Origin of the sequence: Peribacillus sp. NPDC094092, from assembly GCF_050279365.1 — a bacterium.
GTDB lineage: Bacteria > Bacillota > Bacilli > Bacillales > DSM-1321 > Peribacillus.
This window is the reverse complement of record NZ_JBNNUC010000011.1, coordinates 1-17,747: the sequence shown is the minus strand read 5'-3', so window position 1 is coordinate 17,747 and position 17,747 is coordinate 1. Positions and strand designations below refer to the sequence as shown.

The 17,747-nt window shown below is 42.0% G+C and carries 17 protein-coding genes; 16 read left to right on the top strand and 1 reads right to left on the bottom strand.

Going from position 1 to position 17,747, the window contains the following annotated elements; all coding sequences use genetic code 11:
• Positions 1 to 119 precede the first annotated feature (119 nt).
• From spoIIE to lysS, 16 genes are all read left to right on the top strand, one after another.
• Complete coding sequence (gene spoIIE, locus ACQKNS_RS26075) at positions 120 to 2,594, top strand: stage II sporulation protein E (protein WP_144529801.1); 2,475 nt, start codon at positions 120 to 122, stop codon at positions 2,592 to 2,594.
• A 191-nt stretch (positions 2,595 to 2,785) separates the two neighbouring features.
• Positions 2,786 to 3,523: a VWA domain-containing protein gene (locus ACQKNS_RS26070; protein WP_427646109.1), complete on the top strand. Its 738-nt coding sequence runs from the start codon at positions 2,786 to 2,788 to the stop codon at positions 3,521 to 3,523.
• On the top strand, positions 3,489 to 4,487 hold the full coding sequence (locus ACQKNS_RS26065; RefSeq protein ID WP_427646108.1) for a protein kinase domain-containing protein: 999 nt from the start codon (positions 3,489 to 3,491) through the stop codon (positions 4,485 to 4,487). Before ACQKNS_RS26070 ends, ACQKNS_RS26065 begins: the two co-directional genes overlap by 35 nt.
• Before the next feature lie 93 nt (positions 4,488 to 4,580).
• Entirely contained in the window at positions 4,581 to 5,975 is a 1,395-nt protein-coding gene (gene tilS / locus ACQKNS_RS26060; protein WP_427646107.1) for a tRNA lysidine(34) synthetase TilS, read from the top strand.
• A gap of 32 nt (positions 5,976 to 6,007) precedes the next feature.
• Positions 6,008 to 6,547 (top strand): hypoxanthine phosphoribosyltransferase, encoded by a 540-nt coding sequence (gene hpt, locus ACQKNS_RS26055; protein WP_137018539.1) that lies wholly within the window; start codon positions 6,008 to 6,010, stop codon positions 6,545 to 6,547.
• A gap of 117 nt (positions 6,548 to 6,664) precedes the next feature.
• Positions 6,665 to 8,725 (top strand): ATP-dependent zinc metalloprotease FtsH, encoded by a 2,061-nt coding sequence (ftsH, locus tag ACQKNS_RS26050; protein WP_427646106.1) that lies wholly within the window; start codon positions 6,665 to 6,667, stop codon positions 8,723 to 8,725.
• A gap of 168 nt (positions 8,726 to 8,893) precedes the next feature.
• Entirely contained in the window at positions 8,894 to 9,673 is a 780-nt protein-coding gene (locus ACQKNS_RS26045; protein ID WP_427646105.1) for a type III pantothenate kinase, read from the top strand.
• 26 nt (positions 9,674 to 9,699) lie between these two features.
• Entirely contained in the window at positions 9,700 to 10,581 is an 882-nt protein-coding gene (gene hslO / locus ACQKNS_RS26040) for an Hsp33 family molecular chaperone HslO (protein ID WP_427646104.1), read from the top strand.
• An 18-nt stretch (positions 10,582 to 10,599) separates the two neighbouring features.
• Positions 10,600 to 11,496 (top strand): peptidyl-prolyl cis-trans isomerase, encoded by an 897-nt coding sequence (locus ACQKNS_RS26035; protein WP_427646103.1) that lies wholly within the window; start codon positions 10,600 to 10,602, stop codon positions 11,494 to 11,496.
• A gap of 130 nt (positions 11,497 to 11,626) precedes the next feature.
• Entirely contained in the window at positions 11,627 to 12,553 is a 927-nt protein-coding gene (gene cysK, locus ACQKNS_RS26030; protein WP_427646102.1) for a cysteine synthase A, read from the top strand.
• A gap of 167 nt (positions 12,554 to 12,720) precedes the next feature.
• Positions 12,721 to 13,557, top strand: coding sequence for a dihydropteroate synthase (folP, locus tag ACQKNS_RS26025; protein ID WP_427646101.1), 837 nt, complete (start codon positions 12,721 to 12,723; stop codon positions 13,555 to 13,557).
• A gap of 1 nt (position 13,558) precedes the next feature.
• Entirely contained in the window at positions 13,559 to 13,918 is a 360-nt protein-coding gene (folB, locus tag ACQKNS_RS26020; RefSeq protein ID WP_427646100.1) for a dihydroneopterin aldolase, read from the top strand.
• A gap of 2 nt (positions 13,919 to 13,920) precedes the next feature.
• Positions 13,921 to 14,448, top strand: coding sequence for a 2-amino-4-hydroxy-6-hydroxymethyldihydropteridine diphosphokinase (folK, locus tag ACQKNS_RS26015; RefSeq protein ID WP_427646099.1), 528 nt, complete (start codon positions 13,921 to 13,923; stop codon positions 14,446 to 14,448).
• A complete protein-coding gene (locus ACQKNS_RS26010) occupies positions 14,400 to 14,612 on the top strand; it encodes a helix-turn-helix domain-containing protein (RefSeq protein WP_098372679.1) in 213 nt (70 codons plus the stop codon). Before folK ends, ACQKNS_RS26010 begins: the two co-directional genes overlap by 49 nt.
• A 23-nt stretch (positions 14,613 to 14,635) precedes the next feature.
• Entirely contained in the window at positions 14,636 to 15,634 is a 999-nt protein-coding gene (dusB, locus tag ACQKNS_RS26005; RefSeq protein ID WP_427646098.1) for a tRNA dihydrouridine synthase DusB, read from the top strand.
• A gap of 192 nt (positions 15,635 to 15,826) precedes the next feature.
• A complete protein-coding gene (gene lysS, locus ACQKNS_RS26000) occupies positions 15,827 to 17,326 on the top strand; it encodes a lysine--tRNA ligase (protein ID WP_427646097.1) in 1,500 nt (499 codons plus the stop codon).
• A 173-nt stretch (positions 17,327 to 17,499) separates the two neighbouring features.
• Here the strand turns inward: lysS and ACQKNS_RS25995 are convergent.
• The coding region (locus ACQKNS_RS25995) for a hypothetical protein (RefSeq protein ID WP_427646096.1) at positions 17,500 to 17,747 on the bottom strand (248 nt) is incomplete at its 5' end.

The window sequence follows — 17,747 nt, the reverse complement described above, 5'->3', positions numbered from 1 at the left end:
AAATGATTGTTCAAGAAGAATTTCGTCGAACGTTTTTCTTATCGGCTTATAAAATTCTGACAAAAAAATAGACAAGCCCTCTATATAATAAAAACCACTAATACGAATGGGGTGTTGAAATGGAAAAAGTAGAAAGACCTATGATGGAACCTCTTGGGGATGTTCAATTAAAAGAAGCGAAGGAAGGGGCCATCAATTGGATCCAACAACTGCAAATGAAGTCGGAAGACATATTCATAAAAAAAGGCATCTCTTTAGCAATTATCGGTTTTTTATTAGGAAGGGCTTTGATTCTTTCACAGCTTGCACCATTTGGACTTCCGTTTTTCGCAGCTGTTTTTCTAATGAGACGTGATAGGGCTCCATTGGCTTTATTCGGATTGATAGCAGGTGGGCTGACCGTTCACTATTCCAACAGTTTAGTCATCTTTGCATCGGCGTTCCTGCTCCTGTTATTTCATAAGATCAAGAAGCCCGCCGTGGAAGGACAATTCAAGACAATGTCGATGTACGTCTTTGCTTCACTATTCCTGGTCAACCTGGCCGAGCAATATCTGGTATTTCGAACGATTCAGCTGTACGACTTGATGATGATAGGGGTGGAAGCGGGACTCGCAATGATTTTAACCTTGATCTTCATACAATCCATCCCGATGCTGACCATTCGGACCAAGTCCCAATCACTAAAGACGGAGGAAATCGTCAGCATCATCATCCTGCTTGCTTCGGTGATGACCGGAACCATCGGCTGGATGATATACGATTTGTCACTCGACCATATATTCTCGCGATACCTGGTCCTCCTCTTCGGGCTGGCAGGAGGGGCCGCCATAGGCTCCACTGTAGGCGTAGTTACTGGATTGATATTCAGCTTGGCAAGTATTGCAAGTCTTTATCAAATGAGCCTTCTCGCATTTTCAGGGCTCCTGGGAGGTTTGTTGAAGGAGGGAAGGAAGATAGGGGTTGCTAGCGGCCTCTTGATTGCCACATTACTGATAGGTTTATATGGTGAAGGCACCAATAATATCATGGTGACCCTTTATGAATCACTTATAGCTGTGGCCCTATTTATATTGACACCGTCATCCATAATCAACAAAATTGCGAAACATATACCGGGAACAGTCGAGAATTCTGATGAACAGCAACAGTATGCCCGAAAAGTGAGGGATGTCACCGCTCAAAGGGTGGAGCAATTCTCACATGTATTTGAGGCGCTCTCAAATAGCTTTTCCCAAGTGGATGAAAGGGGGAGATTGGAGGAAGATGAGAAGGAATTCGACTACTTCTTAAGTAATGTAACGGAAAAGACGTGCCAGCTTTGTTTTAAGAAGGAACAATGCTGGTCCAAGAACTTTAATACAACCTATGACGGCATGCAGGAAATTATGCTTCAATTAAGTGAAAATAATGGTCAGCTCCCCCAAAAAACCTCAAAAGAATGGGGGAAATATTGTAGCCGGGGGCCTCAGGTCATTGGGGCGATAGCACAGGAACTTACTTATTTCGAAGCTAACCAAAAATTAAAAAGGCAGGTGAAGGAAAGTCGGAAACTAGTGGCGGATCAACTGAGGGGCGTTTCGGCGGTAATGGATGATTTTGCGAAAGAAATTCAAAGGGAAAGGAAGAATCATCATGTACATGAAGAATCCATTTTGGAAGCCATCCAGGATTTTGGCCTGCACATAGGGCATGTTGAAATATACAGTCTAGAACAAGGGAATGTTGATATAGAGATGAGTGTCCCATACTGCCAGGGCAGAGGGGAATGTGAAAAGTTGATTGCACCCATGCTTTCTGACATTTTAGGGGAAACGATAGTCGTTCATTCAGAAGAGTGTGCAACGTATCCAAACGGGCAATGTGAGGTGATATTTAGGTCAGCAAAAAAATTCACGGTCGAAACGGGTGTGGCTCATGCTGCCAAGGGGGGAGGGCTTGTATCAGGAGATAGTTATACGACCATGGAAATTGGCTGCGGCAAATTTGCGATAGCCATCAGTGATGGAATGGGAAATGGGGAAAGGGCCCATTTTGAAAGTACAGAAACATTAAAGCTGCTACAAAAATTTTTACAATCGGGAATAGAAGAAAAAATAGCCATTAAATCCGTAAACTCCGTATTATCTCTACGCACGACCGATGAAATATTTTCGACTCTTGATTTGGCAATGATTGATCTTCAGGACGCAAGGGCTAAGTTTTTAAAAATCTGTTCAATACCGAGTTTCATTAAAAGGGGGGATAGGATCATAAAAATTGAATCAAGTAACCTTCCTATGGGAATCATCCAGGATTTCGATGTTGATGTTGTATCAGAAGAGTTGAAGGCAGGGGACATATTAATCATGATGAGCGATGGGGTGTTCGATGGCCCCTCACATGTCGAAAATATCGAGTTCTGGCTTAAACGAAAAATCAAGGAAATGGAAACAGACGATCCGCAGGAAATCTCAGATTTAATATTGGAAGAGGTTATCCGAACTAAAGGGATCATAGATGATGACATGACAGTGGTTACATCGAAAATTAAGCATAATACACCGAAATGGGCATCCATTCCCGTTTCCCCAAAACGTAAAAAGGCCCAGTAGGGGCCGTTTATATAAATAAAATAGTTAAAACCAAAATGAGGTGGAGAAATGGAAGACGGATAAAAGGTAAAGGGTTGATCTCTTTTCAATCACTTCCCTCCATGATGTGACTTGTTGCAATGTATCTTGCGTATAATTTCCCCTCTTTTAGTCAATTATGGTAACAAATTGATAGGAAGGGAGAGCAAAACATGAAAGCAGGAACATTAAGACAGATTTTGCTTATAACCGACGGATGTTCGAATCACGGTGAGGAACCGTCTGCCATGGCTGAATTAGCAAGGGAGCAAGGCATAACCATCAATGTCATAGGTGTCATGGAAAATGATGTGATAGATGAAAAGGGGCTTAAGGAAATCGAGAAAATTGCTGGTTCTGGAGGTGGCGTAAGTCAAATAGTCTATGCTCAGCAGTTGTCCCAAACCGTCCAAATGGTGACCCAAAAAGCAATGACTCAAACTATACAGGGAGTTATCAATCGTGAACTTCAACAAATACTTGGAGAATCAAAAACGATGGAGGATCTTCCGCCTGATAAACGAGGAGAAGTGATGGAGGTGGTCGATGAGCTTGGGGAAACAAGCAAACTCGAAGTACTGATTCTTGTTGATACAAGTGCAAGCATGAAACATAAACTGCCAACAGTAAAAGATTCCTTATTAGATCTTTCCCTTAGTATGAATGCAAGAATGGGTGACAGCCGTTTTTCCGTATTCGTATTTCCTGGGAAAAGAAATGATGTTGAAAAGTTGCTGGATTGGACCCCGAACCTTGAAGCCTTGACGGCAACTTTTCCTAAGCTTAGTACAGGGGGACTCACTCCGACAGGTCCTGCCATTCGTGAAGCTTTGACATATTTCAATAAAAAACGTTCATTGAGGGGATTGTTATCACATGATGATGAACAATACTTTGAGGAATCAATGTAAACTCCTGCCTGGCAGTTTGGTCACTGGAAAATGGAATAAAAATCAGTACAAAATCATTAAGGAATTGGGGTGTGGTGCGAACGGGATCGTCTATTTGGTTGAAAGCGGAAATCGTCATTATGCTTTAAAGCTCAGTGATAATGGAACGTCCATTATTTCGGAGATGAATATCCTAAAATCCTTTTCAAAGGTCCAGGGGTCTACCCTTGGACCTTCCTTTTTGGAAGCGGATGATTTCATGAAAACAGGAAAGCAGCTCCCTTTTTATGTCATGGAATATATCCACGGACACGATTTTTTGCGTTTCATCGATAAAAAAGGGTCATCATGGATTGGAGTCTTGATCCTTCAGCTTTTAACAAGCTTATCTGCCTTGCATACCAATGGCTGGGTGTTCGGGGATTTAAAACCCGAGAATTTGATCGTGACTTCACCGGCCTATAAGGTACGGTGCGTGGATGTTGGCGGAACCACCTTAATCGGGCGATCTGTTAAAGAATTCACTGAGTTCTTTGACAGGGGGTACTGGGGTCTTGGATCAAGAAAGGCCGATCCGCAATATGACTTGTTCGCTGTGGCGATGATTATAATCAATTCTGCTTATCCTGGACGTTTCCACAAGAAAGGGGAGGGGTATAGACAGCTTAACGACCTGATCAAGCAAAAAAAGGAATTGCATCCATATAAGAAGATGCTGGATAAAGCACTTAATGGGCAGTATGATTCAGCCCTCCAGATGCGGGAGGATTTGGTCATGGTTCTAAGTAAGCAAAATCATTCAAAGAAAAAGGGCCCGACCCAGGCAGCGATGGGCCAGCCGCATACAATGCAACCTGCAACGAGACAGGCAAGAAGGTCCCAAAACCATTCAAAAAAGAAAAGTGGCGGTTTTTTTGAAACTTTTTTGCTGGTTGCCATCATATCGATGCTCTATGTTCTATACATATATGAACAGTTGTTATGATATAGTTATTAGGTGAATGCCATGAAATGTTTGAAACCATTTCATGATTGAATCGTATAAAACTAATGCCTGTCCATAAAGAAGGAAGATTGTATGTTAAAGGAAAAAGTTCTGAGCACCATTTATAGAAACGAATTGATTAAGGAACACTCGAAGTTGCTAATAGGTGTTTCCGGAGGACCGGACTCATTGGTGCTTCTCCATATCCTTAAGGAAATTCAGCCTCTTTTTCATTACGAGATGATCGTTGCCAGTGTTGACCATATGTTTCGTGGTGAAGAATCCTATGAGGATTACAAATATGTCGAGCATATATGTGAACGCTGGGGCATTGCATTCGAGGGGAAAAGGATCGATGTCCCTGCCCGGATGGAGCAGACGGGGGAAAGTTCACAAATCACGTCAAGAAAGTCGCGTTTTGCTTTCTACGAAGAAATGATGGATAAGCATCAAGCCTCCACGCTTGTCCTGGGGCATCATGGCGATGATCAAATAGAAACGATGCTCATGCGTTTAACAAGAGGGGCTACAGGTAAGGCAAGAGCGGGTATTCCTATAAAGAGGCGGTTCCATACCGGGAATCTGATCAGGCCTTTTCTTGAAATCACGAAAAGCCAAATAATCGAATATGCGGGCCTTCATGCTATTGAACCAAGGTTTGATCCGAGCAATGAAACGGGTGTCTATGCAAGAAATCGTTTTAGACATGAAGTCCTTCCATTTTTAAAGAAAGAAAATAGAAAGGTTCATGAGCATTTTCAACGATTCAGTGAAGAGCTTTATGAAGACGAAGAGTTTTTCCTGAGCATGGTTTCAAGCAAAATGTCCGAGGTTTGGATCCAACAGGATAAAGATCAAGCGGTTATTCAGATTGATAAGGTTCTCGCGATGCCTAAACCTTTACAAAGAAGGGCGATTCAACTAATATTAAACTATCTTTATTTGGAGAGACCTTCATCGCTTTCGGCATTACATATTGACCAGCTTTTAGTTTTGTTTTTGAATCCTCAACCATCTGCAGAATTGCATCTTCCGGAGGGCCTTATTGCGGAAAAATCATATCAAACTTGCACTTTTAGATTTTTTCGAAAAAAAAGCCTTGAATATTCCCTTAAATTACAAATTCCCGGTGAGACTATTCTTCCGAATGGATATAAGATTAAAGCGCACTATATAAAAGAAGAAATTCCGGTACTCAGAGGAAATCATTCTTTTATTCTTCCCGAATCAGCTGTTCAGTTTCCTCTTACAGTCCGAACCAGGAATGAAGGAGAACGGATGGCCGTCAAGGGATTGGGTGGAACTAAAAAGTTAAAGGATATTTTTATTAATGAAAAAATCCCGATGCTAGAAAGAAATGTGTGGCCGGTCATCATCGATCAAACGGGAATGGCCATTTGGCTGCCTGGTTTAAAGAAATCGAATATTGAACCGGATATAATTTCTGATGAAAAATCTTTAATCTACTTAGAATATAAAAAAGCTTAATTCTTCTTGGGGGGCAATTAATTACAATGACCATGCAAAACGACATTGAAAAGGTTTTAATTACAGAGGAAGAACTTCAAAAAAAAATCAGGGAATTGGGTGCGCAGCTTGAAGCTGATTACCAAGGCAAGTTCCCGTTGGCCATCGGAGTGCTGAAAGGCGCCATGCCATTTATGTCAGATCTACTGAAACGTGTGGATACACATCTTGAAATGGACTTTATGGATGTTTCAAGCTATGGTAACTCCACTGTATCTTCCGGTGAAGTGAAAATCATCAAAGATCTTGATACATCGGTTGAAGGCCGGGATATTTTAATCATCGAAGATATTATCGACAGCGGTTTGACTCTTAGCTATCTTGCGGAACTTTTCCGTTATCGGAAAGCAAAATCAATTAAAATCGTTACCTTATTGGATAAACCAACAGGCAGGAAAGCGGATATCACTCCGGATTATGCCGGGTTCATCGTTCCGGATGCATTTGTTGTCGGATATGGTCTTGATTTTGCGGAAAAGTATCGTAATCTCCCGTATATTGGCATATTGAAGCCTGAAATTTACTCGAATTAATCGTACCTGTTTGAAAGAAAAGACCAGATAAAAACAGCGGTGTTAAATTATTGTAATTCATTAATTTTGTATGATAGTATTTACTATAGTTTGTTTACCCGTGGGAGGAGGTAAGGGATGAATCGGATCTTCCGTAATACCATATTTTATTTACTGATCTTTTTGGTCATCATTGGGATTGTAAGCATTTTTAATAATAACAATGAACCAACGGAGAAAATGACCCAAGATGAATTCTATAAGCATTTGGAGAATGGGGATGTTACTGCACTCACGATGCAGCCCGAAAGCAGTGTATTTGAAATCACAGGAAAGCTCAAAGGTTATGAGGAAAACAAATTCTTTGTGACGTACGTGCCTTTCAGTGAATATTCTCAAAGTAGAATCAATGATGCCGTAACCAAGTTGGATAAGGACATCATCACTGTTGAACCTCCAGAAAAAACAAGTGGCTGGGTGACATTTTTCACTTCCATCATTCCATTTGTAATCATTTTTATCCTCTTCTTCTTTTTACTTAACCAAGCTCAGGGCGGCGGTGGTGGCCGTGTCATGAACTTCGGGAAAAGTAAGGCGAAATTGTATAATGATGATAAGAAAAAAGTACGCTTCAATGATGTTGCCGGAGCGGACGAAGAAAAGCAGGAACTTGTTGAGGTTGTTGAATTCTTGAAAGATCCTCGCAAATTTGCCGAGCTTGGAGCCCGTATTCCTAAAGGGGTACTTTTAGTCGGACCTCCTGGTACAGGTAAAACTTTACTTGCACGAGCAGTAGCTGGTGAAGCCGGAACTCCTTTCTTCTCAATCAGTGGTTCTGATTTTGTTGAAATGTTTGTGGGTGTCGGTGCATCCCGTGTTCGTGATTTGTTTGAAAATGCTAAGAAGAATGCTCCATGCATCATCTTTATCGATGAAATTGATGCAGTCGGACGTCAACGTGGCGCAGGTCTTGGCGGCGGTCACGATGAACGTGAACAGACATTGAACCAGCTATTGGTTGAAATGGATGGTTTCGGTGGCAATGAAGGAATCATAATCATCGCCGCGACTAACCGTGCTGATGTATTGGATCCGGCATTATTGCGTCCAGGACGTTTTGACCGTCAAATAACCGTTGGCCGCCCTGATGTTAAAGGCCGTGAAGAAGTTCTGAAAGTGCATGCACGTAATAAACCATTAGCAGAAACGGTCGATTTGAAGGCGATCGCTCAGCGTACACCAGGATTTTCTGGTGCAGATCTTGAAAACTTACTGAATGAAGCGGCGCTTGTAGCTGCCCGTCAAGATAAGAAGAAGATCGACATGTCCGATCTGGATGAAGCTTCAGATCGCGTTATCGCTGGACCTGCCAAGAAAACCCGTGTCATTTCCAAAAAGGAAAGAAATATCGTAGCGTGGCATGAAGCGGGCCATACCATTATTGGATTGGTTCTGGATGATGCCGAAGTCGTTCATAAAGTTACGATTGTCCCTCGCGGTCAAGCTGGCGGTTATGCAGTTATGCTGCCGAAAGAAGATCGTTTCTTCATGACGGAACCTGAGCTTAAAGATAAAATCGTAGGGCTATTGGGTGGCCGTGTAGCCGAAGAGGTTACATTCGGGGAAGTGAGTACCGGTGCTCATAACGACTTCCAACGCGCAACGGGCATAGCTCGGAGCATGGTTATGGAATATGGCATGAGTAAACTCGGACCTCTTCAATTCGGTAATTCACAAGGTCAGGTCTTCCTAGGCCGCGATTTCAACAATGATCAAAACTATTCGGATGCAATAGCATATGAAATTGATCTTGAAATTCAACGTATCATCAAGGAAGCTTACGAAAGATGTAAGGCGATTCTTACTGAAAATCGTGACAAACTTGATTTGGTTGCAAAAACCTTGCTTGAAGTGGAAACGCTTGATGCCGAACAAATCAAAGGTTTATTCCATAATGGGAAATTGCCAGAACGGGATTATACAGCCCTTAATGGGAATTTAACTACTGATGAGAACGTCAAGGTGAACATCAATACGAAGAAGGAAGAAAAAGAGGCCCTATTAGATCCATTGGATAAGAGAGGACCTGAGGACCTTGAAATAACGGAGGAAGGATTGAATACTCCTCCAATCAAAGAAGGTGCGCCTCAAGATCAGCCGCTTTCCTTCCCGAACGAAGATGACAATAAAAAGTCTTAAGTTGACTGAATTCAAAAGGGTATTTCCGCCTCGGAAATACCCTTTTCTTCACTCTTGAATTAATAATGATGAAGTTTCTGGGAAATCTTGCGAAAAGTGCGACTAATAGCGTGGTAAAATAACAGTGTGGTATGATGTTGGAGAATAATTTACCGGAGTGATGAAACGATGATTTTTGTATTGGATGTTGGGAATACGAATACCGTATTAGGCGTATACGATGAAGATATTTTAAAATATCATTGGCGAATTGAGACTAGCCGTCACAAGACAGAAGATGAGTATGGAATGGTCATAAAGTCTTTGCTGCAACATGAAGGTCTTTCGTTTGATCAATTTGATGGAATCATCATTTCTTCGGTAGTTCCGCCAATTATGTTTGCACTTGAACGCATGTGCCAAAAATACTTTGGAATTAAACCGCTTATAGTTGGACCTGGAATAAAAACCGGATTGAATATTAAATACGAAAACCCCCGTGAGGTGGGAGCGGACAGAATCGTTAATGCCGTTGCAGGCATTCATGAATATGGAAGCCCTCTCATTATCGTGGACTTTGGCACGGCAACGACATATTGCTATATAAATGAAGATAAACAATACATGGGCGGAGCCATTGCCCCGGGTATAAATATTTCAACTGAAGCACTTTATTCAAAGGCAGCCAAACTTCCGAGAATAGAAATCAGCCGGCCGGAAGGGATCATTGGAAAAAATACGGTGTCCGCCATGCAGGCTGGTATTTTGTATGGGTATGTTGGACAAGTAGAAGGAATCGTTAATCGAATTAAGGCGCAAAGTAATCTAGAACCGACGGTAATAGCGACGGGTGGATTGGCTGGCTTAATTGCAAATGAGTCTACTGTGATTGACGTAGTCGAGCCATTTTTGACCTTGAAGGGGCTACAGTTGATTTATAAACGTAATCGTGAGCAAGTGAAGAAGTAACAGAAAGAATGAAAGGGGCAAAATAAATGAAGGATTATCTAATAAAGGCGTTAGGTTATGAAGGACAGGTTCGGGCATATGCTGTTTCAACGACAGACACGGTAGGAGAAGCTCAGCGGCGCCATTATACTTGGCCTACTGCCTCAGCTGCCCTTGGACGGGCGATGACGGCAGGTGTCATGATGGGCGGAATGTTAAAAGGTGAAGAAAAACTGACGATTAAAATCGAGGGCGGTGGCCCGATTGGTTCCATCTTGGTCGACAGCAATGCAAAGGGAGAAGTCCGCGGCTATGTCACCCACCCGCAAACCCACTTTGATTTGAATGAGCAAGGGAAGCTTGATGTTAGGAAAGCGGTGGGTACCGATGGATTGTTGACTGTTGTCAAAGATATCGGCCTTCGTGATTACTTTTCAGGTCAGGTACCGCTTGTATCGGGAGAATTAGGTGAAGATTTCACTTACTACTTTGTAACTTCCGAACAGGTGCCTTCATCTGTAGGGGTTGGGGTCCTGGTGAATCCGGATAATTCAATCCTTGCAGCGGGTGGCTTCATCATCCAGTTGATGCCGGGTACATCCGAAGATACGATTTCAAAAATCGAAAATCGACTAAGCACAATAACTCCTGTTTCTAAGATGATTCAAAGCGGCATGACTCCTGAGGAAATCCTAACCGAAATTTTAGGTGAGGGCAATGTGAATATACTAGAAAAAATGGATGTCCAATTCTCCTGTCAATGTTCTAGGGAAAGAATTGCAAATGCATTGATCAGCCTAGGACAAGCTGAGATTCGGGATATCATTGAGACAGAGGGACAAGCGGAGGCGCATTGTCATTTTTGTAATCAGACCTACCAATTCACGAGGGAAGAACTAGAGGAACTAGAAGCGGAAACCAAAAAATAATATACGGGGGATAAGGGTTTGCCAAAACAAAAGCTTAGGGCGATTATTGCTGCCCTTGCCTTGTTGAACCTATTGACTATCATTATCTTTGTCATAAAACCACTAATCATTTCAAAATCCGTCATCGGGGAAGAAACGGCCGCAAAGGTTGGATCTAAGGATATTTCCCGGGACGCATGGATTAATGAGCTCGAAAAAAGATATGGGGAAGATGTACTTGAGGAAATGGTCGATAAAGAGGTCGTGAAACAGGCAGCTGAAAAATACAAAGTGAAAATTTCGAATGAAGAGCTTGATCGGGAACTTAAAATGATGAAAACGATGTATGGGACTGCCGGTCAGAACCTTAATAAAAGTAACGATCAACTGAGGCAGGAAATTCAGTCGAGTCTCCTCCTCGAGAAGCTCCTCACCAAGGACGTTTCGGTCTCCGAAGGGGCAATGCGGAATCATTATGATAATAATAAGGATATCTACAGAATCCCTACTGCTTTCCATATTTCCCATATTACCTCGTCTACAAAAAAGCAAGCGGACCAAATCGTTCATGAACTGGAGAAAGGCGTCTCCTTTGATGTCTTAGCGATGGAAAAATCCCTTGATGAATTCACTGCCAATCAAGGAGGAGACATGGGTTACATATCGCAGGATAACGAGCAAGTCTCCAAGGAATACATTACCGCCGCCGAGAAATTGAAGGTAAAAAAGTGGAGTGAACCGATTCAAACGGAAGATGGCTGGGCCGTTATCTATCTGCATGAAAGAATAGAGGGCAAGCAGTATGAATATGAAGAAGTTAAGGACAAGATTCACCGCCAAATAGCTCTTGAACAGATTCAGGCACCGGTCTCAGGGGAAATTTTCTGGGACGAATTTGATGTAGAATGGTTTTATGGATCGAAAGAACAAAAGTAGGTCGATGGTTGTGTGAGAAAATTTAGAATATAGTATATAATCATTGACAATGAACTATAAAAACTGGTAACTTTAAATTTATAAAACCAATAAACATACTCGGTATTTGAAAAGATAAGGAGTGGAGAAAATGGCACGTATAGCTAATTCTGTAATCGATTTAATTGGACAGACACCTATTGTGAAGTTAAACAAGCTTCAAAATGAAAACAGTGCAGATATCTATCTGAAACTTGAGTATTTTAACCCAGGCAGTAGTGTAAAAGACCGTATCGCCCTTGCGATGATCGAAGCGGCAGAAAAAGATGGTACCCTTAAGCCAGGTGATACGATCATTGAACCTACAAGCGGAAATACTGGAATAGGACTTGCGATGGTAGCTGCGGCTAAGGGCTATAAATCAATTCTGGTTATGCCGGAAACGATGAGCTTGGAACGCCGTAACTTGCTTCGTGCTTATGGCGCGGAATTAGTCCTTACTCCCGGACCTGAAGGAATGAAGGGTGCAATCGCAAAAGCGACGGAGCTTTCTAAAGAAAAAGGTTACTTCATTCCACAGCAATTCGAGAATGTAGCCAACCCTGAAGTTCATCGGAACACTACAGGACCTGAAATCGTTGAAGCCTTTGGTGACGAAGGTCTGGATGCATTCGTTGCCGGAATCGGTACTGGCGGAACCATAACAGGTGCTGGTGAAGTCCTGCGAGAAAAATACCCTGACATTAAGATTTATGCAGTGGAGCCAGCGGACTCTCCGGTATTATCGGGGGGGACTCCAGGCCCTCATAAAATCCAAGGGATCGGTGCAGGCTTCGTCCCAAGTATCCTGAATACAAATCTCTATGACGAAATCATTCAAGTCAATACAGAGGAATCGTTTGATTATGCCCGCCGTGCAGCAAAAGAGGAAGGAATCCTTGGTGGAATTTCTTCTGGTGGCGCAATTGCAGCTGCCATTAAAGTGGCTGACAAACTTGGAAAAGGCAAAAAGGTGCTTGCTATCATACCAAGTAATGGTGAACGCTACTTAAGTACGCCATTATATAACTTTGAGTAAGACGAGTCTTTAAAAATTAGAAGCGAAGTTCCTTCCTTAGGGGCTTTGCTTTTCTTTTTGTAGTAAAGTCTGCAGAAGCGTCCCAAATCTTCATGGAACTTGCACTATGCCTATGTAAATGGGTAAACTCGTATATATAGATTTCTTTAGGTGAAGGAGAACGTTGGATGTCATTAGCTGGAGCGTCAAAAATAAAATGCGGTTCATTTGATTTGGATTACAGCAATAAAACCTTAATTATGGGTATTTTGAATGTTACGCCAGACTCCTTTTCGGATGGCGGGAAATATAATCGGATAGATGCCGCTTTAAAGCATGCCGAACGGATGGTCAACGACGGAGCGGATATATTGGATGTAGGTGGAGAGTCCACCCGTCCTAACTATGAGAGGATAACGGATGAAGAGGAAATAGAGAGAGTCGCCCCGGTTATTGAAGCCATATCCCGTAACATCGAGGTACCAATATCGGTCGATACATATAAATCTAGAGTAGCCGAAGCGGCTGTAAAAGCAGGAGCGCATATATTAAATGACATTTGGGGAGGTAAGGCCGATTCCTTGATGTCAAAGGTTGCTGCGGAATATAAGGTGCCGATTATCTTGATGCATAACAGGGATAATATGAGTTATGGACATTTTGTTCGGGATGTACTTCAAGATTTATTCGAAAGCATCATGTTGGTAAAGGATGCGGGAGTCAAGGATGAAAACATCATTCTCGATCCGGGAATTGGCTTTGCGAAAGATTTAAAGTTTAATTTGGAAATGATGAGGAATCTTGATAAGCTGGTATCATTAGGTTATCCCGTACTGCTAGCCACATCAAGAAAGTCGATGATTGGGCATGTTCTGGACCTGCCGCCTGATGAACGGATGGAAGGAACAGCTGCCACGATCTGCCATGGCATTCAACAAGGCTGTCAAATGGTTCGTGTACACGATGTGAAGGAAATGGCACGGACTGCAAAGATGATGGATGCTCTATTAGGAAAAGGTGAATGAAATGGATAAGATATATGTGAATAAAATGGAGTTTTACGGGTATCATGGAGTTTTTCCGGAAGAAACGAAGCTTGGTCAGCGGTTTAAAGTGGATTTGATCGTCCAGACTGATCTAGCCAAGGCTGGGAAGAGTGACAGCCTTGAAGACTCTATCAACTATGGTGAGTTATATGAAGTGTGTAAAAGTGTAGTCGAGGGAGAACCTTTTAAGTTAGTGGAAGCTGTTGCTGAAAAAATTGCCTCTGAACTACTTAATAAATATTCTTCCATTGAGACATGCACCGTGAAGGTTTATAAACCAGATCCTCCAATAGCAGGCCACTATGATTCGGTTGCTATAGAGATTGTAAGGGGTCGCTGATTGTGGTAAATATTGCTTACCTTTCGATAGGGTCGAACTTAGGTGATCGCCTTGAAACATTCCAAAGTGCTTTCCAATTATTGTCTGAAAATCCGCATATCAAGTTGGTTGCTTGCTCTTCTTTATATGAAACAGACCCAATTGGATATGAAGATCAGGACTGTTTTTTAAATGCTGTCCTTAAAGTGAAAACTGATTTGGAACCCGAAAAATTACTTCACGCTTGTATGGAAATTGAACAAGAATTAGGTAGAAAAAGGGAAATTAGGTGGGGTCCCCGTACGTTAGACCTTGACATTTTGTTATATAATCATGAAAATATTGAGACAGAGATTCTATCAGTCCCGCACCCTCGTATGCACGAGAGGGCTTTTGTTATCGTGCCTTTAATGGAAGTGGACCCTGATCTATCCCTTCCACAAATGCATGCACCTTTGAGCGACCTGCTTGAACAGATTTCGGATAAAGAAGGAGTTCGATTATGGAAGGTGAAAAATGGGGAAGGCGTATTCGCGCTTTTCGAAAGTTAAAGGGTTATACCCAGGAAGGGTTTGCGAGAGAAATAGGCGTTTCCGTTTCCTTGTTGGGAGAAGTCGAACGAGGGAACCGCATCCCTTCAGAAGCATTTTTACTTGAAGTGGCGGAAGTTCTACATGTTTCCATTGAGGAGCTTCAGCCACCTGAGGATAAATGAAAGAATGTTATAGGAGGCACACCGTGTTAAAAATAGGCAATATAGAAATGAAGAATCCGGTAGTGCTAGCACCGATGGCGGGAGTCTGTAACTCGGCATTCCGCTTGACCGTCAAGGAATTTGGTGCTGGCCTTGTTTGTGCGGAGATGGTCAGTGACAAGGGAATCGTTTTACAAAATGCTAGAACGATGAATATGCTTTATATAGATGAAAGAGAAAAGCCGTTAAGTTTGCAAATCTTTGGCGGAGAAAAGAAATCTTTGGTCGAAGCTGCACAATTTGTAGATAAAAATACAAATGCCGACATCATTGATATCAACATGGGCTGCCCTGTCCCTAAAATCACTAAATGTGATGCGGGTGCAAAGTGGCTTCTCGATCCAAACAAAATTTATGAGATGGTTTCAGCTGTGGTTGATGCTGTTGAAAAGCCGGTAACGGTGAAAATGCGCATAGGCTGGGATGATGAGCACGTTTTTGCGATTCAAAATGCCCAGGCTGTTGAACGCGCAGGTGGTAAAGCTGTTTCCATGCATGGCAGAACACGAGTTCAAATGTATGAAGGAAAAGCTAACTGGGACATCATCCGTGAAGTGAAGAAATCGATTAATATTCCCCTTATCGGTAACGGTGATGTCGAAACTCCACAGGATGCGGAAAGAATGCTGAAGGAAACGGGTGTTGATGGTGTCATGATCGGCCGTGCAGCTCTAGGTAACCCATGGATGATTTACCGGACTGTAAAATATCTAGAAACCGGCCAACTGATGGATGAACCTTCTGTTCGTGAAAAGATGGACGTTTGCGTGCTTCATATGGATCGTCTAATCGCGTTGAAAAATGAAAATGTCGCTGTTCGTGAAATGCGCAAGCATGCTTCTTGGTATTTAAAAGGTGTTAAAGGGAATGCTAAGGCTCGAAAAGGGATTAATGATTGTGAAACAAGGGAAGATGTCGTCAGTCTTCTATATGAACTTGTTGATGATATTGAAGCGAAGCAACAAAATATCCAAATGGTCTGATGTTTGACATTACCTTCCTATTTTCCTATAATACGCTTATCTTAAACTGCCAGTAATCCTGGCAGTTTTTATATATGTACATAAACCATGTTTTTAAGATAAAAAGCTGTTGAATTCCTTTACTTTATGTAAGAATAAATATGTATGCAAAAGAATATCTGATTAATTATATAATTGCATTTATTAATAAAGATGGAGATGATTTTCGTGAGTCATGAAGAATTGAATGACCAACTGCAGGTAAGGCGCGATAAAATGCAGGCCATGATGGATAATGGACAAGACCCTTTCGGGAGCAGATTCGAGCGCTCACATAACACTGAGGAGATAATCAGTGCTTATGGCGAATTAGAAAAAGAAGATCTTGAAGAAAAAGAAATTGAAGTTACGATCGCTGGCCGTGTCATGACGAAGCGTGGAAAAGGGAAAGCGGGATTTGCCCATATCCAGGATATTAGCGGCCAAATCCAAATCTACGTCCGTTTAGATAACATAGGAGAAGATTCATACCAAATCTTCAACCAAACGGATCTTGGCGATATCGTAGGGGTAACTGGCGTTATTTTCAAAACGAAAGTCGGGGAACTTTCCATTAAAGCTAAAGAATATGTGTTCCTTGCTAAAGCGCTTCGCCCGTTGCCTGATAAATTTCATGGCCTGAAGGATGTTGAAGAGCGTTACCGGAAGCGTTATGTCGATTTAATTACCAATGAGGAAAGCAAAAATACATTGATCATGCGCAGTCGTATTGTACAAGCCATGAGACGCTATTTGGACGATCATGGATACCTTGAAGTGGAAACGCCTCTACTGCACTCTGTTGCTGGTGGAGCTGCAGCACGCCCTTTCCTTACTCACCATAATGCCTTGGATATGCCTTTGAATTTAAGGATTGCCATCGAACTTCATCTAAAACGCTTGATCGTCGGCGGATTGGAGAAAGTTTATGAAATTGGCCGGGTTTTCAGAAATGAAGGAGTATCCACAAGGCACAATCCCGAATTCACATTGATCGAATTATATGAGGCATATGCGGATTACCAAGATATCATGAGTTTAACGGAAAACCTGATTGCCCATATCGCTCAAGAAGTTCTGGGGACTACTACCATCCAGTATGGGGAGTATGAGATTGAGTTAAAGCCGGAATGGAAACGACTTCACATGGTTGATGCTGTAAAAGAATATACTGGTGTGGACTTCTGGACTCAAATGAGTAAAGAAGAAGCCCAGCAGCTTGCTAAAGAAAATGGGATTGAAGTTAAGGAGTCCATGGAGTTTGGCCATATCGTAAATGAATTCTTTGAACAGAAGGTAGAAGATAAGTTGATTCAACCTACATTCATCTATGGCCATCCAGTGGAAATCTCTCCTTTAGCAAAGAAAAACCCGGAAGATTCCCGTTTCACGGATCGTTTTGAGTTATTCATTGTGGGTAGGGAGCATGCAAATGCCTTCACTGAGCTAAATGATCCTATTGATCAACGTCAACGCTTTGAAGCCCAATTGAAAGAACGGGAGCAAGGCAATGATGAAGCCCATGAAATGGATGAAGATTTCTTGGAGGCGTTGGAATATGGAATGCCGCCAACTGGCGGACTTGGAATTGGTGTTGACCGCTTGGTTATGCTATTGACCAATTCACCGTCTATACGTGACGTCCTGTTATTCCCGTTGATGAGACATCGTTAATAAGGCAAAATGAATGCTGCTTGCAGGCCGAATTAGGATGGCCGGGATCATTGGGCTTAAGCTCATGATCCTGGTATGTCCATTCGGTTTTTGTTTTTTTATTATAATTTCATGTCTTTTAATAGAAGGGCTTCTAGGGTTTGAAAGAAAAACAACATTATCTCAAAAAAACTTTAAAAAAGGTATTGCGCAGTTAACGTAATGGTGTTATATTTATATCTGTCGTTACGAACGAGTTGCAAACGGATTACAAACTTTAAAAAAGTTTTAAAAAGTTGTTGACTTACAGTAATGAAAATGTTATTATAAATAAGCTGTTTCGAAAGATATTGCTCTTTGAAAACTGAACAAAACAAAGCGCCAACGTTAAATTTTAAGTGAGCACACACTATCAAAAAAGCAAATGAGCAAGTCAAACATT

Bases quoted from the DNA above. Each gene is read 5' to 3' on its own strand.
- folP (WP_427646101.1), top strand. From the start codon at position 12,721: ATGTCATTAGCTGGAGCGTCAAAAATAAAATGCGGTTCATTTGATTTG.
- spoIIE (WP_144529801.1), top strand. From the start codon at position 120: ATGGAAAAAGTAGAAAGACCTATGATGGAACCTCTTGGGGATGTTCAA.
- hpt (WP_137018539.1), top strand. From the start codon at position 6,008: ATGCAAAACGACATTGAAAAGGTTTTAATTACAGAGGAAGAACTTCAA.
- folB (WP_427646100.1), top strand. From the start codon at position 13,559: ATGGATAAGATATATGTGAATAAAATGGAGTTTTACGGGTATCATGGA.
- ACQKNS_RS26010 (WP_098372679.1), top strand. From the start codon at position 14,400: ATGGAAGGTGAAAAATGGGGAAGGCGTATTCGCGCTTTTCGAAAGTTA.
- ACQKNS_RS26065 (WP_427646108.1), top strand. From the start codon at position 3,489: ATGATGATGAACAATACTTTGAGGAATCAATGTAAACTCCTGCCTGGC.
- ftsH (WP_427646106.1), top strand. From the start codon at position 6,665: ATGAATCGGATCTTCCGTAATACCATATTTTATTTACTGATCTTTTTG.
- ACQKNS_RS26045 (WP_427646105.1), top strand. From the start codon at position 8,894: ATGATTTTTGTATTGGATGTTGGGAATACGAATACCGTATTAGGCGTA.
- ACQKNS_RS26070 (WP_427646109.1), top strand. From the start codon at position 2,786: ATGAAAGCAGGAACATTAAGACAGATTTTGCTTATAACCGACGGATGT.
- tilS (WP_427646107.1), top strand. From the start codon at position 4,581: ATGTTAAAGGAAAAAGTTCTGAGCACCATTTATAGAAACGAATTGATT.
- lysS (WP_427646097.1), top strand. From the start codon at position 15,827: ATGGAGATGATTTTCGTGAGTCATGAAGAATTGAATGACCAACTGCAG.
- hslO (WP_427646104.1), top strand. From the start codon at position 9,700: ATGAAGGATTATCTAATAAAGGCGTTAGGTTATGAAGGACAGGTTCGG.
- cysK (WP_427646102.1), top strand. From the start codon at position 11,627: ATGGCACGTATAGCTAATTCTGTAATCGATTTAATTGGACAGACACCT.